Source organism: Ralstonia soli (genome assembly GCF_023955655.1).
GTDB lineage: Bacteria > Pseudomonadota > Gammaproteobacteria > Burkholderiales > Burkholderiaceae > Ralstonia > Ralstonia soli.
Map to the genome: position 1 here is coordinate 296383 of NZ_JAMXHT010000007.1, position 20364 is coordinate 316746.

A 20364-nucleotide genomic window follows, 5' to 3' on the forward strand; every position below is an offset into this window, starting at 1 on the left:
CTCCGCCCTATCCACCAATCGATCGATGGAGCCCTGCATGGAAGCCAAACCGCTCTATACCCTCGGCATCAACGCGGCGTATCACGATTCTTCCGCCACGCTGGTGCGTGACGGCGTGGTGATTGCCGCTGCGGAAGACGAGCGCTTCACGCACGTCAAGCATGCCAAGCGGCCGGTGCCGTTCTCCACCTGGCAGTTGCCGTATCACGCCATCGACTACTGCCTGGCCGAAGCCGGCATCGACCTGGCCCGGGTGGACCAGGTGGCCTACTCGCTGGACCCGGCACTGCTGACCGACCTGCAGGCGCAGACCCACATCGCCCTGCCGCTGCAGCCTTCCGCGCAGATGGAGTTGCCGCCCGGCGCGGCGCCGTGGGACCCGCTGTTCCTCTCGTACGTGCTGAACGCCCCGCGCCAGTTGGCGGGCGGCGCCCCGCACCACCTGCAGGCGCGCTTCGCCAACGTGAAGCACAACGGGCCGTTCCGCTGGTCGTTCGTCGAACACCACCTGGCACACGAGGCCAGCGCATTCCTGGCCGCACCGTTCGACGACTGTGCCGTGCTCACCATGGATGGCCGTGGCGAACGCGCCACCACCTCCTACGGCCTTTTTCGCAACGGCGAATACACGCGCCTGCAGCAGGTGGATCTACCGCACTCGCTGGGCCTGCTCTATGAAGAGGTGACGGAGTACCTCGGCTTTCTGCGCTCATCCGACGAATACAAAGTGATGGCGCTGGCGTCGTACGGACAGCCGCGCTACGTCGATGCCTTCCACGAGATGGTGCGGGTCGACACGGACGGCCGCTACACCGTGGCGCCGCTGCGGCTGGAAGAACGCTTCGGCCCACCGCGTCAACGTGGCGGCCCCATGGAAGCACGGCACTTCGATATCGCCCGTTCATTGCAGCAGGTGCTGGAGGAAACCGTGCTGACGATGAGCCAGTGGCTGCATCAGGCCACCGGCGCGCGCAACCTGGCCATGGCCGGCGGCGTGGCACTCAACTGCGTGATGAACGCCCGCGTGCGCGATCGTGGCCCGTTCGAACAGGTGTGGGTGCAGCCAGCCGCCGGGGATGCAGGCACGTCGCTCGGCGCCGCACTGTGGACGGACTACCACGCGCGCGGCAACAAGCAACGCCTATGGAAGATGGACCACGCCTACCTGGGCCCGGCCTACAGCGACGAAGAGATCGAGCAGTTCCTCACGTGGTCCAAGCTGCCGTTCGAGCGGCTGGACAACATTGCCGAGCAGACGGCCGAGTTGCTGGCGCAGGGCCAGGTGATCGGCTGGTTCCAGGGGCGCATGGAGTTCGGCCCGCGTGCGCTTGGGGCGCGGTCCATCCTCGCCTCGCCCATTCCGGCCGACATGCAGGCGCGCCTGAACGAGATCAAGGACCGCGAAGACTTTCGCCCCGTGGCCCCGGTGGTGATGGAGGAGCGCGCCGCCGACTGGTTTGTGGGCGCGCAGTCTGCTCCGTTCATGTTGTTCATCTTTGACGTGCGGGAAGACCGCGCCGCGCAGATTCCGGCCGTGCGCCACGTCGACGGCACCGCCCGCGTGCAGACGGTCAACCGGCGCCAGCACGCGCTCTATTTCGACCTGCTCGCTGCCTTTGAGCGGCGCACCGGCGTGCCGATCCTGGTCAATACGTCGTTCAACACGCGCGGAGAACCCATGGTATGCAGCCCGCGCGATGCGGTGGAATCGTTCTGGACGTCGCCGCTCGATGCGCTGGTGATCGGTCCGTTCCTGCTGCGCAAGACGGCCGCTCGCCGTGACGCTGTACAAGAGGACAGCGCCGTGCGCAGCGTGGGCGGCCTACGGCGTGTTCCCGGCCTGGCGGGGGTCGCATGAACCAGCCGATGCCGTTTGACGTGTCGGTACTCACACCCGTGCAGGGGGTGCCGGCCATGTCGGTGGTCATTGCCACGTGGCGGCGGCCGCAGATGCTGCAGCGCTGCCTCGATGGCCTGCTCATGCAGACGTTCGACGCGCACCGGCTGGAGCTGGTGGTAGCCGACGACGGCCCTGACGATGCCACACATGCCGTGGTGAACGCCTTTGCCGCCGTTGCCCCCGGCTGGCGCGTGCGCTACGTGCCCGTGCGCGACACGCAGGGCCCCGCCGCCGCACGCAACCGCGGCTGGCAGGCCGCCACCGGCGACATCATCGCCTTCACCGACGACGACACCATCCCCGCACCCACGTGGCTGGCCGAAGGCTGGCGCACCATGACCAGCCCCGACGAGGCTGGCGGCATGCCGCCCGACGCAGCCACCGGCGCCGTCCGCATGCCGCTGCCCATGCGGCCAACCGACTACGAGCGCGATGCCAGCGGCCTCACGCGCGCGGAGTTCGTCACCGCCAACTGCTTCGTGCGGCGCGCGATGCTGGAGCACATCGGCGGCTTTGACGAGCGCTTTCGACTCGCGTGGCGCGAAGACTCCGACCTGCAGTTCCGCATCCTCGATGCCGGTGGGCGCATCGCCCGTGCACCGCACGCGCTGATGCATCACCCGGTGCGGCCCGCACCGTGGGGCGTGAGCGTGTCGCAGCAGCGCAAGGTGTTCTACGACGCGCTGCTCTACAAGAAGCATCCGCAGCGCTATCGCGCCCGCATCCGCCCGGTGCCGCCGTGGCACTACTACGGCATGGGCGCCGCCGTTGCGGTGGCGCTGATCGCGCTCGCAACGCACCTGCCATGGCTCGCCGGAGTGGCTGCCATGGTCTGGCTGGCGCTCACGCTGCGCTTCACGGCCATGCGCCTGCAAGGCACCACGCATACCGCACGGCACGTGCTCGAAATGCTGTGGACGTCCATCGCCATTCCCCCCTTGGCGCTGTATTGGCGCCTGCGCGGGGCCTGGCACTTCCGGGTCTGGTTCCTATGACGCCGTCTGCTGAACTCCTGCGCGGCGCACGCCGCATTGCCGTCTTCCGCGCCTTGCAACTGGGCGACATGCTGTGCGCCGTGCCGGCCTTGCGCGCGTTGCGGGCTGCTGCGCCGCAGGCGCATATCACGCTGGTCGGCCTGCCCTGGGCGCGGCAGTTCCAGCAGCGCTATGCCGATCTGCTGGACGATTTTGTCGCCTTTCCCGGCGGCGAGGGTTTTCCGGAGGCCGGACCGGCTGACGCGCAAACCACGCATGCGTTCTATGCCGAGATGCGTGCGCGCTGCCTCGATGTGGCCATCCAATTGCACGGCAGCGGACCGCAGTCGACCGAGGTGGTCCGGCAATTTGGCGCGCACCAGGTCTTCGGCTTTCAGCCGGACGGCGGGATCGTGCGGCAGGGCAATACAGCGCTGTTGCCATGGCCCACGCAACTGCCGGAAGCGCAGCGCCTGCTTGCCCTGCTCGACCACCTCGGCGCGCCCGCGGTGCCTGCCGCGCCGGACTTTCCACTCACGCGCGACGACTACGCTGAAGCCCTTGCCCTGCTGCGCCGTCACGCGCTGGACCGCGATCGCCTCGTCTGCCTGCATCCCGGGGCGCGCATGCCCACGCGGCGCTGGTGGCCCGAACGCTTTGCGGCCGTGGCCGACACGCTGATCGTCAGCGGCTTTCATGTGGCGATCACCGGAGCGCCGTCGGAAGGGGAGCTGGTCGAGCAAGTCCGCCGCCGGATGCGCCAGCGCGCGACGTCGGTGGCGGGGCAGACTTCGCTCGGCGGGCTGGCCGCGCTGCTGCGGCTGTCGCGGCTGCTCATCTGCAACGACACCGGCGTGTCGCACGTGGCGGCAGCGGTGCGCGCGCCCAGTCTTGTGATTGCCTGCGGCAGCGACGTGGCGCGTTGGGCACCGGCTGATCGCACGCTGCATCGCGTGCTGGCTGCCTACCCGCCATGCCGCCCCTGCATGCATTGGACGTGTCCCACGGGGCACGAGTGTGCTGGCGATGTGACCGTGCGGCAGGCACTCGACGCCGCCTATGCCGCGCTGTTCGACCCCGACGTGCAATTGCGCGCATCGCACACCGACACGGCCACCGTACCCGCTACCCTGGAGCACCCCACGCCATGACGCACCCGACGCATCGTCCGACGCGGCGCCTGCGCATCCTGACGTGGCATGTGCATGGCAACTACCTGTACTACCTGTCGCAGGTGCCGCACGACTTCCACCTCGTGACGCGCCCGCCCGATGCTGCCGGCCGCGTGCCGCCCGGCTATGCAGGCAAGGTGGGCGCACTGCCCTGGGGCGACAACGTGCATGAAGTGCCGTTTGACGCGGTAGCGGGGCAAGCCTTCGATGCGGTGCTGTTCCAATCCCGCGCGCAGTGGGAAGACGATCGGTTCACGGTACTCAGTGCCGCCCAGCGTGCGCTGCCGACGATCTACCTCGAGCACGATCCCCCGCAGGAACATCCCACCAACACGCGCCACTGGGTGCAAGACCCGAACGTTCTGCTCGTGCATGTGACGCCCTTCAACGCGCTGATGTGGGACAGCGGCATCACGCCCACGCGTGTGATCGAGCACGGCGTGCATCTGCCCGCGCCGGCGCATTACACGGGCGAGGTCGAGCGCGGCATCGTGGTTGTCAACCATCTGCGCAAGCGGGGGCGGCGGTTGGGCGCCGACGTGTTCGACACGCTGCGCCAGCGCGTTCCTCTCGATCTGGTCGGCATGGGTGCGGAAGCCGCAGGCGGCATTGGCGAAATCGGCAACCTCGACCTGCCCGCCTTCTGCGCGCGCTACCGCTTCTTCTTCAACCCGATCCGCTACACCAGCCTGGGGCTGGCCGTGGTGGAAGCCATGATGATCGGCATGCCCGTCATAGGCCTGGCCACCACCGAGATGAGCACCGTCATCCGCAACGGCCACAACGGCTATGTCGACACGCGCCCCGAAGCGCTGGCCGGCGTCATGCAGACGCTGCTGCGCGATCCGGTGCTGGCGCGCCGCTGGGGCGACGCCGCGCGTGAGACGGCACGCACGCGCTTCGGCATCGACCGCTTTGTCGCGGATTGGCTGGACGCGCTCAGCGCCGTCATGGAAAACCGTCAGGAGGCTGCATGAGACACCACGGCGATGCGCATCACCCCGGCCACCCCCACCCGTACTCCCACCCGCACCCCCACTGGCGCGACCAGCGGCGCGTGCTGGTGACCGGCGGCGCGGGCTTTCTCGGCTCGCACCTGTGCGACCGGCTGCTGCGCGATGGGCACGATGTACTGTGTGTCGATAATTTCTACACCGGCACCAAGCGCAACATCGCTCACCTGCTCGGGCATCCGCGCTTCGAGGTGCTGCGCCACGACGTGACCTTCCCGCTGTACGTGGAGGTGGACGATATCTACAACCTCGCCTGCCCTGCCTCGCCCATCCACTACCAGCACGACCCCGTGCAGACCACCAAGACCAGTGTGCACGGCGCCATCAACATGCTGGGACTGGCCAAGCGCGTGGGTGCGCGCATCCTGCAGGCCTCCACCAGCGAGGTGTATGGCGACCCGCACGAGCACCCGCAAACCGAAGCGTACTGGGGCAATGTCAACCCGATCGGCGTGCGCTCGTGCTACGACGAGGGCAAGCGCTGCGCCGAAACGCTGTTCATGGACTACCGCCGCCAGCACAGGCTGGACGTGAAGGTCGCCCGCATCTTCAACACCTACGGCCCGCGCATGCACCCGAACGACGGGCGCGTGGTGTCCAACTTCATCATGCAGGCCCTGGCTGGCGAGCCCATCACGCTCTATGGCGATGGCCGCCAGACCCGCGCCTTCTGCTACGTGGACGACCTGATCGATGCACTGGTGCGCCTGATGCACACGCCGGCGGAGTTCGCGGGCCCGGTCAACCTCGGCAACCCGCAGGAGATGAGCATGCTCGACATCGCCCGGCAGATCGTGGCGTGCACGCGTTCGAACTCCGAGCTGGTATTCCACCCGCTGCCGCAGGACGACCCCACCCAACGCTGCCCCGACATCACGCAGGCCCGCGAAGTGCTCGGCTGGGAGCCCCATACCGCGTTGGAGGTGGGGCTGGCGCGCACGGTGGAGTATTTCCGCCAGCAGTTCTTCCTGGCCCCGATGCCGGCGTTGGCCTAACCCACCGACAGCGTGGGGATGGCGCGCTGGCGCTGGCGGTCGGCATCCATCTGGCGCCAGAGCGCCACGGTGGACGGCTGCACGGTATGCCGGCGCAGCAGTATGCGCGGCAGGCGCACCAGCGCGGCGGGCAACGCCTCGGCCAACACACCCTGCTCGGCCATCGCTCGCAGCGCACGGCCTGTGACGCGCCAGGCGAGATCCGATGGCAAACGCAGCCATGCACTGAGCACCTCATTGCGCGCCAGCAGTGCACGCCGCTGCATCACATCGCGCACCGGCGATGGGTTGTGGTGGGTGACCACCTCGCGGCAGTAGACGATGCGCCAGCCCGCATCAACGAGATCCAGCGCAAGCACGGTCTCCTCCCCACCGATGAAGAGGTCGCGCCGATAGCCGCCCACTTCGGTGAACGCGCGTGTGCGTACCACGCAGGCACCGGCCATGAAGCCCAGCAATGCGGGACCGGGCAGCCCTTCGGCGGGCAGCGTGCTGGTGGCCATCGGCTCGCAGGCCGGGTCATCGCGGCGGGTGGGGCCCACCACGACATGGGCCGCCACCACGCCCACCGACGGATAGCGCTGCAGCACGTCCACCGCCCGCCCGATCGAGCCCGGCAGCCACGCGGTGTCGTCATCGCAGAAGGCCACAAACGGGGTGTCGACCGAGGCCACACCAAAGTTGCGTCCGGCGGCGCCGTAGTTACGCGGCGCGCGCACCAGGGTGATGCCGGGGAAGCGCGCGGCGATCTGGTCGGCGGTGCCGTCGGTCGAACCGTTGTCGACCACGACGATGGGCCAGGGCTCGCCAAGCGCAGCCAGCTTGCTCAACGTGTCGAGCACCGTGGCGGCGCGGTTGTGCGTGAGCACGACGATGGAACACGGCGCCTGGGCCCGCTGAGCGTCATCCAGTGGTTGCATGGTCGGGTTCTCCTTGTTGGGTTTCGAGCAGCCAGTACCGTTCAGGCTGGTGAAGGTCTTCCACCCCGCCCGGGCCGAAGGCGCGCAACTGGCTGGCGTAACACGCCACAGCACGGCGCTTCTGCCGGCCATCGATGGCGGATGCCGGCGACACGGGCGTGGCCACGATGCCCTGCTCCGCCAGCGTGACGATGCGCTGCTGTACGGCACCGCGCCCGCGCCGATACAGCGCGTCCTCGTAACCGATCCATAGGCGGTCGGGCATCCTGCGCAGCAGCCTCAGCGCGGCCTCGTGCACCAGCACGTGATCGCTGTGAAACAGCCCGAGCGGCACGAAAACACCCTCCGCCGTGTACCGCGCCAGCAACCGTTGCAGCGCGCGCTCCAGTTCATCGGCGGTGGGCGATTGGTCGTACTGGCTGTCGCAGAAACCCAGGTGGTGCACGGTGGCGCTCACCTGCGCGTGCGCCTGCGCATCTTCTTGCCGGCGCGCGGCGACGGCGGCGTCGGAATCGGCAAAGCCGGCCTTATGGTCCCACTCGGTCTGCATGGCGGCCGTGGGTGCGCCGCCAAACACCGTGATGGTGTGGCTGCCATGGTGCGCGGCCAGCACGTTGCCGCACGAGAAGACCGCGTCGTCAAAGTGCGGCGAGATCACCAGCACGGGCCCAAGCCGGGCGACGCGATCGTGCAGCGCGCGGCTCATACACCAGCGGCGTCAGGCACGCTTGCGCCGTCCTTGGCTTGCGGGTCGCGTCTGGCCTTCCAGCGCCGCTCGCGCAGTGTCGGCTCGGGCACGTCTTCCAGACGGATGTCGCCGATGCCGTGAAATACGACAGCTTTCATAGTGGACCCCTGGTTGGATGGACAGGACCGCCGTTTTTGTGCGGCGTCGCCCCTGACACGCAACCACGGTGCCAGCCACCCGCCCGTCACGACCCGCGCACCGCCAGCACGAAGAACAGCAGCATGCTCGCGCACATGCACAGCGTGGCCGCCCACGCGGTGCCGTGCAGCAGCGGTGAACTGCGGAAGCGCCCCATCACCGCCTTGCGGCGCGACATCAGCTGCAGCATCACCATGACCGGCGTGGCCGCGACACCGTTGAGCACGGCGGCCCAGTAGAGCAGCTTGAACGGCTCGATCGGTAGAAACACCATGGCGGTGGCCGCCGCCATCACCAGCGTGAGGAACAGGTAGAACTTCGGCGCGTGATGCACCTTAGCCTCAAGGCTGCTGTGCCAGCGGAAGGCCTCGGCGGCGGCGTAGGCAGCCGAACCCGCCAGCACCGGCACGGCCAGCAGCCCCGTGCCGACCACGCCCAACGCAAACAGGGTCTGTGCGAACCGCCCCGCCACCGGCTTGAGCGCCTCGGCAGCCTGTGCGCAGGTTTCGATGTGCGTAACACCGTGGGTGTGCAGCGCATAGGCGGCCGTCAGCATGATGCAGAACGCAATGAGCGCCGACGCCACCATCCCGACCGTGGTGTCCATGCGGATGCGTGCGAGTTGCTCCGGGGCCTGCCACGGCGCCGTCTTGAGCGGCTCGTCGCCCTCCGTGAGCCGGGTTTCTTCCACTTCGCCCGCAGCCTGCCAGACGAACAGGTACGGGCTGATGGTGGTGCCGAACACGGCAATCAGCGTCATCACGTAGTCGCGCGACCACTGCAGCCTGGGCACTACCGTGTCATGCAGCGCATGCGCCCAATCCACCTTCACAACAAACGCGGTGGCCACATAGGCCAGCAGCGACAGCGCCGTCCATTGCAGATAGCGCGCATAACGCCGGTACGGCAGCCACACCTGCAGCACAAGCGACACCACGGCAAACACGCACGCGTACCACGCCGTCGAGCCGCCCGCGAGCAGGCGCACGCTGTCACCCATGGCCGCAATGTCGGCGCCGACATTGATGATGTTGGCGAGCGTGACCAGCACCACAAACGCATACGCGAGCCACGGCGAGTGATGCCGCCGGATGTTGGCCACCACCCCCGCGCCCGATACCCGCCCCAGCCGCGCGCTCACGAGCTGGATAGCGATCATCAACGGCAGCGTGAGCAACAGCGTCCACAGCATGCCGGTGCCCGCTTGCGCGCCGGCCTGGGCGTAAGTGGCAATGCCGCTCGGGTCGTCATCGGCGGCCCCGGTGATGAAGCCGGGCCCCAGCCGGCGGTACCACGGGGCGTCGTCCGCTACGGGCACGTCGGGTCAGCGATCAGCTGCGGTTGTCGGTGGGCGGTGCGTCCGGCGTCTGCTGGCCGGGGTCGTGCAGCTTGTCGCGCGTAATGCCCGGCGGCACCTCGCCCTGGCGCATGCGGCGGCCGGTGTCGTGCGGGTTCTGCGGTATGGGCGCCGTACTGCCCGGGCGGCCCACTTCAGCGTTGGCGGGGCGGTCGCCCGGCTTGCGGTGCGACTCGGCCTGCTCCCAATCGGCGTGGCGCTTTTCGGCGCCCTGGTTTTCCTTCTGCTGCTTGTCTCGCACGATCGGCTCCGGTGTGGTTTGCGCGGGGTCAGTGGCGCTTGCGGATCAGGCTCACCTGCCCGTTGCGCTCCAGGATGGCGGCCTCCACGTGGTCCAGCGTGCGCGTGCCAAGCGTCTGGCGCACGCTCTCTTTCAGGTCGCCCATGGTGAGGAGCGCTGCGTCCATCTGGGCCTGATCGATGCGGCCGTCACGGTAGACCTCGCGCTCACGGCCGGCGATCAGGCGATCGAGCCGCGGGAGCCGCACGCATGCCCAGCCCAGCAGCCGATGCACCGCCACCAGGGCGAATGACGCCGACACCGTCGCCATGAACGGCGATGCACCGACGATCGCGCGGCTCAACGTCGCGCCCAGCAGCACGGCGACCACGAAATCAAACGGCGCACGCTGCCCGAACGAGCGCCGGCCCGACAGGCGCACCAGGGCCAGCCCGATGGCGAACACCACCACGGCACGCACTGCGGTCTGTAACGGGTTGAGGTCCTTGCCTTCGCCAAACAGAAACAGCAGCGTGTCCATGGCGGCGCCTCCTGTCGCTGTGGAATCTCCTGTTCACCAGCAGAGCAAACGGCGTGCCGCGTCACATGGGTCCCCCAGGCAACATCGGCCGCAACATCCGCCCGCAGTGGCATGCCGTGTGCTGAAAGTCGGTATCTACACCCTCACAGCGAGCCTTGCCATGTCTGATCAACCCCAACAGCAACCGCCCCAGCACCAGGACCGCCAGCCCGGTACCGAAGACGAAATGACGCCGCGCCCCCGCGCCGAGATGGAGGGCTACATCGGCAGCGGCAAGCTCGCAGACAAGGTCGCCATCGTGACCGGCGGCGACAGCGGCATCGGCCGCGCCGTGGCCATCGGCTTCGCCAAGGAAGGGGCCGACGTGCTGATCGCCTACCTGGACGAACACGACGACGCCAACCAGACTTGCCGTCTCGTGCGCGCCACCGGCCGCCGCTGCGAAGCCATTGCGGGCGATCTGGGTGACGAGGCGCATGCGCTTGCAGTGGTCACGCAAGCCGTGGCCATGTTCGGCAAGATCGACATCGTGGTGAGCAACGCGGCAGAGCAGCACCCGCAATCGAGCCTGGCCGACATCGATGCCATGCAGCTCGAGCGCACGTTCCGCACCAACGTCTTCGCCATGTTCTTTCTGCTGCGCGCGGCGCTGCCGCACCTGCACGAGGGCGCGCGCATCATCACGACCACGTCGGTTACGGCGTTTCGCGGCAGCGGGCACCTGGTGGACTACGCGGCCACCAAGGGCGCGATCCTGGCGTTCACGCGTTCGCTCGCCCAGCAGCTGGCCGAGAAGGGCATCCTGGTGAATGCGGTCGCGCCGGGGCCGATCTGGACCCCGCTGATCCCCTCCACCTTCGACGCCGAGCACGTCGCCAAATTCGGCAGCAAGGAACCGCTGGGCCGCGCCGGGCAGCCCGATGAAGTGGCGCCTTGCTACATCTTTCTGGCGTCTTCCGATGCGAGCTATATGACGGGGCAGACGTTGCACCCCAACGGCGGGGAGGTGGTGAACGGGTGACCCGGCGCGCTGCGTCGGCGCCACCCGCCGTGCATCAGAAGGCGGTGCGCATGCCGATCATGGCGCCGAGCTGGCCCACGCCCTTGGCCGGCGTCGTGCCGCCCCCTCCGCCGCTCACAGAGTATTGGGCGTTGGCACTGTTCCACAGGTAGCCCGTCTGCGCGTAAAGCGCCGTGCGCTTGGACAAGGCATACACACCGCGCAGCACCGCCATGGTGGCGCTGCGGCCCTGGTCTGCGTTGACGATGCGGATGAGGCCCGCATCGAGCGTGAGCGCACCGGTGAGCGGATAGCTGCCGTTGACGAAGTAGAGGTTGGAGCGCACGTTGCCCGCCGCTGCCAGCAGATGGCGGCCGATCCATCCCACCCCGAGCTTGCCGCTGCCCAGCTTCACATAACCGTTGGCGACGATGCGGCGGTCCTTGTCTGCCGCATCGGTGAACGCAACCGGCGCACTGCCGTTGAAGAACGACGCCGTGGCACCGGCACCGCCGCGCTGCTCTTCATACGCGCCGGCCACGCCAAAGGTGGCCGCGTCGTACTTCACCATCGCCGACATGGCCCGGCATGACGATGCGTTGCCTGCCACCTCGCCCGCGCATGTGCCCGAGGCCGGCACGCCGCCCGCTGCATCGCGGCCAGACGAGTACGTGGCGCCGACCGTCAAACCGCTGAAGGTGCCCTTGTAGGCGATGGTGTTGTCGGTGCGCGCGTTGGGGATGTAGGCATCCAGCGAGCCGATCGCGTACTGGCTGGGGCCGAGGATGTCTGCGTCGGCCAGCGACAGGAAGACCATGCTGTACTGCCGGCCCAGCGTCACCGTGCCGTAGTCGCTCGCCAGCCCAACCCACGCCTGGCGACCGAACAGGCGGCCGCCCTGCCCGGACGTGCCCGTATCGGTATTGAAGCCACTTTCCAGCGTGAACACGGCTTTCATGCCGTTGCCCAGGTCTTCGGCGCCGCGCAAGCCCCAGCGCGAAGGCAGCGTGCCCGTGACGGACGGCATGCGCGTGAGGCCGTTGCCGTTGGCATTGGCGTGGCTGACGTATTCGATGCCAGTGTCGATCAGGCCGTACAGCGTCACGCTGCCCTGGGTGCTATCGGCGCGGGCCGCGCCGCTGGCAAGTGCGAGTGCTGCTGCCGCCAGACAGCACAGGCGCATGGTGGTTTTCTGCATGGGTGGCCCCCTCCTAGGGTCGAGCTGGGTCCGCCCCCCTGTTGTCTTGGCGGGCCAGCGGTTTGGAATGGTGGGAAGCGCCATCCGCAACGGGACGGCGCGACAGTGAAACGCGCTAGTCCTGCGCACGCGGCTGCTTGAGCAGCAGCAATGCCGCAAGCGCCGCGATGATGGTGACGGGGATGCTGGCCCCGATGATGGTGGTCGACTGCTGCCCCATCGCCAGCAACTGCCCGGCGAGCATCGGCCCGGCAATCGATCCCAGCCGGCCCACCGCCACGGCCGCGCCCACACCCGTGCCGCGTACTGCGGTCGGGTAATAGGCGGCCGCCAATGCGTAGAGCACCGATTGCGCGCCGATCACGAACAGCCCCGCCATGAACGCGCCCGCCGACATGGAGGCCACGCCACCCGCCCCGGCCAGCAACGACAGCGCCGCGATGATGCCGACATACATGCCCGACACCACCCAGCGCGGGCGTGCCGCATCCATCAACATGCCGATCCCCAGCGCACCCGCGCCGCCACCGATGTTGAACAGGATCTGCACCATGCCCACCTGCGGACGGCTGAGCCCCTGTGCAGCCATCAAGGAAGGCAGCCAGTTGAGCAGGAAATACAGCACGATCAACGTAAAGAAATAGCTGATCCACAGGAGCAGCGTGGCCACCAGGCGCCGCTCCTTGAACAGCGCCCACGACACCGGCGGCGGCTGGATGGCCCGGCCATCGCGCTGTGCGGCGCTGTCGAAGCGGCGCGACTCCTGCAGCGTCAGCAGCAGCGGCACGATCAGCAGCGGGCCGAAGCCGCCCACATAGAAGATATGGCGCCAGCCGGTATCGCCCGCGCTCAGCATGCCCACCACCGCCGCGATGGCCCCGCCGAAGGGGATGCCGCAATACATGATGCTGACCGCCGTGTTGCGCAGGCGTGTGGGCACCGCCTCTGCGCACAGGGCGATCAGGTTGGGCATGGCCGCGCCCAGACCCAGGCCGGTGGCCACACGGATCATCAGCAGGCTGTTGAAATCCCACACATGGGCGGTGGCCACCGAGAACACGCCGAACAGCGCCGTGGCCAGGATCAGCACGCGCTTGCGGCCGATGCGATCAGCCAGCCGGCCACCCAGCATGGCCCCGGGCAGCAGGCCGAACGTACCGGCACTGAAGGCCAGGCCCATCTGCGCAACCGACAGGCCGAACTCGCGTGCCATGCGCGGTGCGGCCACGCCGATGGATTGCAGGTCGAGCCCTTCGAGCAGCGCGACGATGAAGCACAGGCCCAGCGTCATGGCGACCCCGGGCATGGCCGTGTCCCGGGTGAGCGTGGTGGTTTGCATGGCGTCTCCTTCCCGATGTTGGGGATGTTGGAAAGCGGACGTCATTCGCAGCGGAAGCTGGATGCGTCGTTGATATTGCCGGTGCCCGTGTAGCGTGCGTTCTTGGGGTAGGCGCACAGCGGTCGGGTGCGGTCGTGGCCGGCGGCGTTCCAGTCGGCGGGCACCTCGGCGTTGGGCACAGCGTTGGACGGGCCGCGCGCGGTGGCCACCACGCTATCGGGCGCCACACCCTGCTCGACCCACGCCACCAGCGGCGTCAGCATGTCGAACTGGTCGGCCGTCGGGCCGCCCGAGCAATGGTTCATGCCGGGCACCGGGTAGAAGCGCGCGAAGTTGCCGGCATCTCCACCGTTGGCGGCGGCCAGGCGCTGGTACCAGTCCGTTGTGTCGTCAGACGAGAAGACCGGGTCGCTCGTGCCGTGGTAGACCATCAACTTGGCGCCGCGCTGCTTGAGCGTGGCCAGGTTGGTCTCATCGGGCGGCGTCATGAACGACCATGCCGACTCGGTGTACGTGGCGTCGGTGGCGAAGATCTTCGGCGCGTCGGTATCCATGTTGAACGCCAGCCCGTACGCCGTGAGCGTGGTGATGGCCGATGCCGGCTGTGGCGTGGTCGTAAAGACGAACGCCAGCGCGGCGGGATCCAGCTGGATGGAGTTGCCCTGCTTCCACGCCGCCCAGTTGCTGCCGCTGATGCCGGCATCAAACGGGAAACCCGAATACAGCGCCTGCCCTGCACTGTTGCGTGCACCGGCAAACAGGTTGGCCAGCACGGTCTTCTGCGCCGACGTCAGGCACGTGCCATCCCGAGCGCCCGTGCATGTGGGCACATCGTTGGCAAGGCTGAAGGCGGACTGGCATGCCTTGAGGTTGTTCACCATGCCGTCGGTCGCGCCGTCCAGGGCATCGCACTTGGCGAGGACGCGGCTGGCCACCATGGCGCGCTCTGTTGCGCTCAGTGCGGTAGTGATGTCGGGGAAGCCGGCCGCGGTGTTGGCCGTGGCCACCGTCGCCAGTTGCTGCGCGCTGTACACCTCGTTGATGGCCGCCTTGGGCAGGTGGAAGCCGGGGTCGCCGGCCAGGATGCCGTCATACGCGTTGGCCGAGCGCGCGGCGGCCACCATCGCATGGCGCCCGCCGTTGGAGCAGCCGCCAAGGTAGCTGCGATCCGGCGCCTTGCCGTATACCTGCGCGATCATCGACTTGGCCATCGGCGTGAGCACCGCCACGGCGTTGTAGCCGTAGTCGAGCCGCGCCTTCGGGTCCAGCCCGAAGAGCGGGTTCTGGCTGCCACTGTGCCCCGCGTCGGAGCTGATGACGGCAAAGCCCGACCCAAGGGCACTCGTGATGGGGCCGCCGCCCAGCGCGCCGAGCGCAGTCAACACCGAACCATCCAGCCCGCCGTTGGCCTGGTAGAAGAAGCGGCCGTTCCAGGCCTTGGGCAGGCGCATCTGGAAGCCGATGGCGTAGGTTTTTCCGTCCACCGGACTCACGCGGCTGTTCATCGTGCCGGTGATCAGGCAATGCTCCGGGACGGCATTGCCGCCCACGGTCAGCGTACCGGCGGCGACCGTTGAGACGGCCGTGATGCTGGTGTTGGCAAAGGCCAGCTTGCCGGCAAAGCTCTCGCACGTGGCGGCGAGATTCATGCCGGTGGCCGGGCTGAGTTGCGGAAGCGTGCTGGCCGAACTGCTGGTGGCACTGTCGTCGTTGCAACCGGCGCAGGCCAGCGCGAGGGCGAACGCCCCCAGCGCCATGCCGCGTGACATGACGGTCTTCATGAGTCTCCTCCTGGATGGATAAACCGGTCTGTGCCGGTTCGGTCTGATGCGTTGTGGGTGGGTCAGCCTGCGCGGATCACGGTCGGATCGCCTTCGCGGTACAGCGCATCGACCTGCGCCGCACGATGCGTGAGCACGGCGCGCTGGTTGAGCGAGCCCTTGTCGGTCATCTCGCCACGGTCCAGCGATGGCGGCGTGTCCAGTAACAGCAGCCGCGCCACGCGCGTCGCGCTGCCGGTGGCCGTGGCGTTCAGTTCATGCAGGAGCGCGGCAAACGCGGCACGCACGGCGGGCGTGGCCAGTACATCGGCAAGGCTCGCCGTGCCCGGCAAGCCGGACAGGCGCCGGCAGTGCTCCACCTGCGGAAACACCAGCAGGCCGATGTCGTCGCGGTTCATGCCGGCAATCACCACGTCCTGCACGTAGGGTGCACCGGCCGCGATCACGCGCGCGCGCAGGGGGCCCACACTCACGAACGTGCCGGAACTGAGCTTGAAATCCTCCGCGATGCGGCCGTCGAAGACGACCCCTTTTTCCGGCTGCGCAGGATCGAAGAAGCGCAGCGCATCGCCGCTACAGTAGTAGCCCTCGTCATCGAAGACCGGCGTGGCGGGCGTTTCGCCCAGGCGCCAGTAGCCGCGCATGACATGCGGCCCACGAAAGCGCGCCTCCAGCTTGCCGCCCACGGGCACGAGCTTGAGCTCGCAGCCTGGCGCCGGCGTGCCGACATAGCCCGAGCGCATGATCGGCCCGGTGGTGAACAGGCAGCACGGCGAGGTCTCCGTCATGCCCAGGCCCGCCATGATGCGGATGCGCTCACCGCAGTGCTGGCCCGTCACGCGTTCGAGCCGGTCCCAGGCCTCTTGCGAGAGGCCCGCGCCGCCGAAGAAGTACAGCTTCACCCGCGAGAAGAAGGTTTCGCGCAGCGCGGCGTCCCGTTCCAGCGCCAGTGCGAGTTCTTCCCACCCTTTGGGCACGTTGAAGTACGCCGTGGGCGCAATCTCGTGCAGGTTGCGCAGGGTTTCGTCGAATTTGCCGGGCACGGGCCGTCCGTCATCGATATAGAGCGTGCCGCCGTTGTAGAGCACGATGCCCACGTTGTGGCTGCCGCCGAACGTGTGGTTCCACGGCAGCCAGTCGACCAGCACCGGCGGCGCCTTGGCAAACTCGGGAATGGTCTGGCGCAGCATCTGCTGGTTGCTGCACAGCATGCGGTGCGTGGTCGGCACGGCCTTCGGTTGCCGCGTGGAGCCCGAGGTAAAGAGAATCTTCACCAGCGTGTCGGGGCCGACTGCAGCCTGTGCGGCATCGGCCGTTGTGATGGGCGTTTGCAGCAGTACATCGAATGCCGTTGCGGTGCGGCCGGGCAGCGCGCCATCGCGCGTGATGACCTCGATGCCCGCAGGCACGACGGCATCGATCGCCTTGCCAAAGGCCGCGCCATCCGCCGCATACACCAACCCCGGCGTGAGCACATCGAACACGTGCCGCAGCTTGCCGAAATCCGCCGACACCAGCGCATACGGCGGCGACACCGGCGCATAGGGCACGCCGGCCCACATGGCGCCGAAGGCCAGTTGCAGATGCTCGAGGTCGTTGCCGGACAGGATGGCCAGCGGGCGTTCAGCCGATACGCCACGGTCGATCAGCGCCTGGCCGATGGCGCGGGCGCGGTCGAGCGTCTCCTGGTAGGTCAGCTTGATCCACGCGCCATCGGGCCCGCGACGCGCCACCAGCACGCGCTCCGGATGGCGCTGCGCGCCCGCCACGAGGCAATCGGTCATGCGCTGTGGGTGGTCAGCCAGCAGCTCGGTATTGCGCACGTGCCAGACCGTGCCGTCGGTCTCGCAGCGCACGGGCGCATCGTTGATGGCAACCTCGCGATAGGGCACGCCTGCCGGGGGCGGCATGGCGTGACCGGTGTGCGCGGTCTGGGCCTGCATCTCGACGTGATTCACGTCTTGTCTCCTGAATGCGCCGCCCGTGTTGTCGTTATCGGTGGGCGGCGGTCCTGCTTCAGATGGGATAGTGACGCGGCGTGTTCTGCAGCGTGATCCAGCGCAGCTCGGTGAACTCCGCAATCGACGCCTTGCCGCCAAAGCGGCCATAGCCGCTGCTCTTCACGCCGCCAAACGGCATCTGCGCTTCGTCATGAACGGTCGGGCCATTGATGTGGCAGATGCCCGATTCGATGCGCTGCGCGACCCGCATGGCGCGCGAGACATCGCGGCTGAACACCGCCGCCGACAATCCGTACTCACTGTCGTTGGCCAGGCGGACGGCCTCGTCATCGCCGTCCACACGGGCCACCGTCACCACGGGGCCGAACGATTCTTCGCGGTACAGGCGCATGGCGGTCGTCACGCCATCAACGATGCACGGCTGCACGATGGCGCCATCCATGTGCAGGCCAACGGGAAGCGCTGCGCCCTGCGCGCGGGCGTCTTCCACCAGCGCTTGCACGCGTCTGGCGGCATCCGCACTCACCATGGCGCCAAGCACGGCTGTAGCGTCGGCCGGGTCCCCTGCCCGCAGCGTACGCGCCTTGGCGGCCAGCCTGTCGACCAGTGCATCGGCAATCTTGCGATCGACGATCACGCGCTCGGTCGACATGCAAATCTGGCCCTGGTTGAAGAACGCGCCAAAGGCAATCGCGTCCACTGCCGCATCGAGGTCGGCATCGTCCAGCACCAGCACGGGGGCCTTGCCGCCCAACTCCAGCAGCGCGGGCTTCAGGTGCCGTGCGGCATGCTGGGCAATGATGCGCCCGACATGCGTGGAACCCGTGAAGTTCACGCGCCGCACGGCCGGGTGGGCAATCAGGCGTTCGACCACCTGCGCCGCATCCGCCGGGGCATTGGTCACCACGTTGACCACGCCATCGCCCAGTCCGGCCTCATGCAGCACCGTGCCGATCAACCGGTGCAGCCCGGGGCATAGCTCCGACGCCTTGAGCACGACCGTGTTGCCACACGCCAGCGGCATCGCCAGCGCGCGCGTGCCCAGGATTACCGGCGCATTCCACGGCGCAATGCCGAGCACCACGCCGCACGGCTGGCGTACCGCCATCGCAAAGTTGCCCGGCACGTCCGACGGAATGATGCTGCCGTCGATCTGCGTGGTCATGGAGGCGGCTTCACGCAGCATGTTGGCGGCCAGCATGACGTTGAAGCCGATCCAGTTGGGCATGGCACCCGTTTCTCCGGCCCCGATGCGGATGAAGTCTGCGGTGCGCTGGTCCATCAGGTCGGCCGCCTTGAGCAGGCGCTTGCGGCGCTCGCCGGGCGGCAGCGCTGCCCACGCGGGAAACGCATCGGCCGCGGCCTGCACGGCGGCATCGGCATCGCCCAGCGTGGCGGCGGCGGCGTGCGACACCGGGGCATCGTTCACGGGGTTGCGGCGCTCGAAGGTGGCACCGTTCGCGGCCGGCCGGCTTTGTCCGCCAATCAGCAGGGTCACGTCATGCATGCGTTCGTCTCCGTAGCAGTGGCGTGGGCGGTTCAGGCGCGCTTGTACGCCTGCAGGCCCGGCTTGATGGACTTCTCATCCAGGAACTGCTTCAAACCCTGCTCACGGCCGCCTTCCGGGTCGCGCAGCGTGGCCTGATCGAGCTTGGCGTACAGGTAGTCCTCGTTCTGCTCCCAGGTCAGCTCCCGGCTGCGCTTGAAGCCGTGCTTGGCGGCGCGCAGCACCACGGGGTTCTTCTCCAGCAGCTTCTCGGCCAGCGCCACGGTGCGGGCACGCAGGTGGGCACGCGGCACGCTCTCGTTGACGAGGCCCATGGCTGCGGCCTGCTGGCCGGTGAACGTGTCGCCAGTCATGATGTAGTACAGCGCCTGGCGGTGGCCCACGGTGTCGGCCATGGCCTTGCTGACGAGGTTGCCCGGCGGGATGCCCCAGTTGATTTCCGACAGGCCGAAGGTGGCCTCGTCGGCGGCAATCGCCAGATCGCACGCCACCAGCGGCGAGAACCCGCCACCGAAGCACCAGCCGTTGACCATGGCGATGGTCGGCTTGGCATACATGCGCAGCAGCTTCCATTGCCACTGGCACGCGTCGCGGCGGATCTTCTCCTGCAGGATCTCGGGACCGGCGTCGACTTCGCGGAAGTATTCCTTCAGATCCATGCCGGCCGTCCATGCATCGCCGGCGCCGGTCAGCACGAGCACCTTGGCGTCGGCATCCAGCTCCAGCGCTTCGAGCACCTGGATCATCTCCGAATTGAGCGTCGGGCTCATGGCGTTGCGCTTTTCCGGGCGGTTGAACGTCACCCACGCGATGCCCTGGTCCACCTTCACGCCCACGGTTTGCCAGCGCCCTTGGTAATCAGCCATTTCCATCTCCTTGATCTGTCGGCTTGCTTGAGACCTGCACCGTCTGGTGTGCGATGCGTGTCAGCTTGGTGCCCATTTAATATCAGGTAGCCTGATATAACAAGGAGATTATCATTGCCGTAAACCCTAGTTCGAACGACACGTAGCAAAATGTGCGCATCTGCATGCATGCACATCACCCACATCCATGGCGGCCACAAAAACGAAGCGCAACCCAACGCAGCCCACACCGGACGCTGCACCGGCAACCTCCGCCCGACTGCCCTACCTGATTGGCCGTACCGACCGCATCGTCAAGCGCCGCCTGGGCGAGGCGCTGGCCCCGCACGGCCTGACGGTGCCCCAGTTCACGGCGCTGTCGGTGCTGCATGCGCGCGGCAGCCTGTCGAATGCGCAGTTGGCGGAGCGCTCGTTCATGTCGCCGCAATCGGCCAACGAGGTGGTCAAGACGATGGAAGCGCGCGGCTGGGTCACCCGCACGCCGGACCCGACGCATGGCCGCATCGTCATGCTGGGTCTGACCGATGACGCGCTCGCGCTGCTCAAGCTCTGCGACGAGGCCGTCAGCAAGCTCGAGACGGAAATGCTGCAGGGGATCGATGCCGCGCATGCCGAATTGCTGCACGACCTGCTGCTGCAATGTGGGCGAAACCTGCGCTGAGCACGGCCCTTCAGTTGCCATGACAATCGCCGTTATGCAATGTAATAAAGACAGATCAAAGGAACATGTTGAT

At 67.8% G+C, this 20364-nt stretch carries 19 protein-coding genes; 7 read left to right on the top strand and 12 right to left on the bottom strand.

All coding sequences use genetic code 11. The features are described 5' to 3' along the window. The first annotated feature begins 37 nt into the window (after nt 1-37). Genes NG900_RS19915 through NG900_RS19935 form a run of 5 tightly spaced genes read left to right on the top strand, consistent with a single transcriptional unit; the run spans nt 38 to nt 6054 of the window. The gene (locus NG900_RS19915) at nt 38-1858 is read left to right on the top strand and encodes a carbamoyltransferase family protein (protein ID WP_252683092.1); all 1821 of its coding nucleotides are present in this window, start codon (nt 38-40) and stop codon (nt 1856-1858) included. Then, nucleotides 1855-2895, top strand: coding sequence for a glycosyltransferase family 2 protein (locus NG900_RS19920; RefSeq protein ID WP_252683093.1), 1041 nt, complete (start codon nt 1855-1857; stop codon nt 2893-2895). The genes NG900_RS19915 and NG900_RS19920 overlap by 4 nt, the downstream gene beginning before the upstream one ends. After that, the gene (locus tag NG900_RS19925; protein ID WP_252683094.1) at nt 2892-4025 is read left to right on the top strand and encodes a glycosyltransferase family 9 protein; all 1134 of its coding nucleotides are present in this window, start codon (nt 2892-2894) and stop codon (nt 4023-4025) included. The genes NG900_RS19920 and NG900_RS19925 overlap by 4 nt, the downstream gene beginning before the upstream one ends. Then, entirely contained in the window at nt 4022-5023 is a 1002-nt protein-coding gene (locus NG900_RS19930; protein WP_252683095.1) for a glycosyltransferase family 4 protein, read from the top strand. Before NG900_RS19925 ends, NG900_RS19930 begins: the two co-directional genes overlap by 4 nt. After that, nucleotides 5020-6054, top strand: coding sequence for a UDP-glucuronic acid decarboxylase family protein (locus NG900_RS19935; protein WP_252683096.1), 1035 nt, complete (start codon nt 5020-5022; stop codon nt 6052-6054). The genes NG900_RS19930 and NG900_RS19935 overlap by 4 nt, the downstream gene beginning before the upstream one ends. Here NG900_RS19935 and NG900_RS19940 read toward each other — a convergent pair. The 6 genes from NG900_RS19940 to NG900_RS19965 all read right to left on the bottom strand — a co-directional run bounded on the left by NG900_RS19940 (nt 6051) and on the right by NG900_RS19965 (nt 9978). Beyond that, nucleotides 6051-6974 (bottom strand): glycosyltransferase family 2 protein, encoded by a 924-nt coding sequence (locus NG900_RS19940; protein WP_252683097.1) that lies wholly within the window; start codon nt 6972-6974, stop codon nt 6051-6053. The genes NG900_RS19935 and NG900_RS19940 overlap by 4 nt on opposite strands. Continuing rightward, nucleotides 6958-7680 carry a PIG-L deacetylase family protein gene (locus tag NG900_RS19945; protein WP_252683098.1) on the bottom strand — a complete coding sequence of 241 codons (723 nt, stop codon included), beginning with the start codon at nt 7678-7680 and terminating at the stop codon, nt 6958-6960. Before NG900_RS19945 ends, NG900_RS19940 begins: the two co-directional genes overlap by 17 nt. Further along, nucleotides 7677-7820, bottom strand: a complete 144-nt coding sequence (locus NG900_RS19950) for a hypothetical protein (RefSeq protein WP_252683099.1) — start codon at nt 7818-7820, stop codon at nt 7677-7679. Before NG900_RS19950 ends, NG900_RS19945 begins: the two co-directional genes overlap by 4 nt. Before the next feature lie 86 nt (nt 7821-7906). Then, a complete protein-coding gene (locus NG900_RS19955) occupies nt 7907-9178 on the bottom strand; it encodes an Nramp family divalent metal transporter (protein ID WP_252683100.1) in 1272 nt (423 codons plus the stop codon). Between the two features lie 13 nt (nt 9179-9191). Then, nucleotides 9192-9458: a hypothetical protein gene (locus tag NG900_RS19960; RefSeq protein WP_252683101.1), complete on the bottom strand. Its 267-nt coding sequence runs from the start codon at nt 9456-9458 to the stop codon at nt 9192-9194. 28 nt (nt 9459-9486) lie between these two features. Further along, on the bottom strand, nt 9487-9978 hold the full coding sequence (locus NG900_RS19965) for a DUF421 domain-containing protein (protein WP_252683102.1): 492 nt from the start codon (nt 9976-9978) through the stop codon (nt 9487-9489). A gap of 160 nt (nt 9979-10138) precedes the next feature. On the opposite strand from NG900_RS19965, the gene NG900_RS19970 reads away from it, so the two are divergent. Further along, nucleotides 10139-10999 (top strand): SDR family oxidoreductase, encoded by an 861-nt coding sequence (locus NG900_RS19970; protein ID WP_252683103.1) that lies wholly within the window; start codon nt 10139-10141, stop codon nt 10997-10999. 34 nt (nt 11000-11033) lie between these two features. Here NG900_RS19970 and NG900_RS19975 read toward each other — a convergent pair whose 3' ends face one another. The 6 genes from NG900_RS19975 to NG900_RS20000 form a co-directional block, all read right to left on the bottom strand. Beyond that, the gene (locus NG900_RS19975) at nt 11034-12176 is read right to left on the bottom strand and encodes a porin (RefSeq protein WP_252683104.1); all 1143 of its coding nucleotides are present in this window, start codon (nt 12174-12176) and stop codon (nt 11034-11036) included. A gap of 115 nt (nt 12177-12291) precedes the next feature. Beyond that, nucleotides 12292-13515, bottom strand: coding sequence for a 3-(3-hydroxy-phenyl)propionate transporter MhpT (gene mhpT, locus NG900_RS19980; RefSeq protein ID WP_252683105.1), 1224 nt, complete (start codon nt 13513-13515; stop codon nt 12292-12294). A 41-nt stretch (nt 13516-13556) separates the two neighbouring features. Continuing rightward, entirely contained in the window at nt 13557-15296 is a 1740-nt protein-coding gene (locus NG900_RS19985; RefSeq protein ID WP_252683106.1) for a tannase/feruloyl esterase family alpha/beta hydrolase, read from the bottom strand. A gap of 62 nt (nt 15297-15358) precedes the next feature. Further along, a complete protein-coding gene (locus tag NG900_RS19990; RefSeq protein ID WP_420804178.1) occupies nt 15359-17239 on the bottom strand; it encodes a feruloyl-CoA synthase in 1881 nt (626 codons plus the stop codon). A gap of 73 nt (nt 17240-17312) precedes the next feature. Further along, a complete protein-coding gene (locus tag NG900_RS19995; protein ID WP_252683107.1) occupies nt 17313-18764 on the bottom strand; it encodes an aldehyde dehydrogenase in 1452 nt (483 codons plus the stop codon). Nucleotides 18765-18796: 32 nt separating this feature from the next. Continuing rightward, the gene (locus tag NG900_RS20000; protein ID WP_252683108.1) at nt 18797-19630 is read right to left on the bottom strand and encodes a p-hydroxycinnamoyl CoA hydratase/lyase; all 834 of its coding nucleotides are present in this window, start codon (nt 19628-19630) and stop codon (nt 18797-18799) included. Between the two features lie 187 nt (nt 19631-19817). Between NG900_RS20000 and NG900_RS20005 the strand changes: the two genes are divergently transcribed. Further along, complete coding sequence (locus tag NG900_RS20005) at nt 19818-20291, top strand: MarR family winged helix-turn-helix transcriptional regulator (RefSeq protein ID WP_252683109.1); 474 nt, start codon at nt 19818-19820, stop codon at nt 20289-20291. Nucleotides 20292-20364: the final 73 nt, after the last annotated feature.

Bases quoted from the DNA above. Each gene is read 5' to 3' on its own strand.
- NG900_RS19915 (WP_252683092.1), top strand. From the start codon at position 38: ATGGAAGCCAAACCGCTCTATACCCTCGGCATCAACGCGGCGTATCAC.
- NG900_RS19920 (WP_252683093.1), top strand. From the start codon at position 1,855: ATGAACCAGCCGATGCCGTTTGACGTGTCGGTACTCACACCCGTGCAG.
- NG900_RS19925 (WP_252683094.1), top strand. From the start codon at position 2,892: ATGACGCCGTCTGCTGAACTCCTGCGCGGCGCACGCCGCATTGCCGTC.
- NG900_RS19930 (WP_252683095.1), top strand. From the start codon at position 4,022: ATGACGCACCCGACGCATCGTCCGACGCGGCGCCTGCGCATCCTGACG.
- NG900_RS19935 (WP_252683096.1), top strand. From the start codon at position 5,020: ATGAGACACCACGGCGATGCGCATCACCCCGGCCACCCCCACCCGTAC.
- NG900_RS19940 (WP_252683097.1), bottom strand. From the start codon at position 6,974: ATGCAACCACTGGATGACGCTCAGCGGGCCCAGGCGCCGTGTTCCATC.
- NG900_RS19945 (WP_252683098.1), bottom strand. From the start codon at position 7,680: ATGAGCCGCGCGCTGCACGATCGCGTCGCCCGGCTTGGGCCCGTGCTG.
- NG900_RS19950 (WP_252683099.1), bottom strand. From the start codon at position 7,820: ATGAAAGCTGTCGTATTTCACGGCATCGGCGACATCCGTCTGGAAGAC.
- NG900_RS19965 (WP_252683102.1), bottom strand. From the start codon at position 9,978: ATGGACACGCTGCTGTTTCTGTTTGGCGAAGGCAAGGACCTCAACCCG.
- NG900_RS19970 (WP_252683103.1), top strand. From the start codon at position 10,139: ATGTCTGATCAACCCCAACAGCAACCGCCCCAGCACCAGGACCGCCAG.
- NG900_RS19975 (WP_252683104.1), bottom strand. From the start codon at position 12,176: ATGCAGAAAACCACCATGCGCCTGTGCTGTCTGGCGGCAGCAGCACTC.
- mhpT (WP_252683105.1), bottom strand. From the start codon at position 13,515: ATGCAAACCACCACGCTCACCCGGGACACGGCCATGCCCGGGGTCGCC.
- NG900_RS19985 (WP_252683106.1), bottom strand. From the start codon at position 15,296: ATGAAGACCGTCATGTCACGCGGCATGGCGCTGGGGGCGTTCGCCCTC.
- NG900_RS19990 (WP_420804178.1), bottom strand. From the start codon at position 17,239: ATGCAGGCCCAGACCGCGCACACCGGTCACGCCATGCCGCCCCCGGCA.
- NG900_RS19995 (WP_252683107.1), bottom strand. From the start codon at position 18,764: ATGCATGACGTGACCCTGCTGATTGGCGGACAAAGCCGGCCGGCCGCG.
- NG900_RS20000 (WP_252683108.1), bottom strand. From the start codon at position 19,630: ATGGCTGATTACCAAGGGCGCTGGCAAACCGTGGGCGTGAAGGTGGAC.
- NG900_RS20005 (WP_252683109.1), top strand. From the start codon at position 19,818: ATGGCGGCCACAAAAACGAAGCGCAACCCAACGCAGCCCACACCGGAC.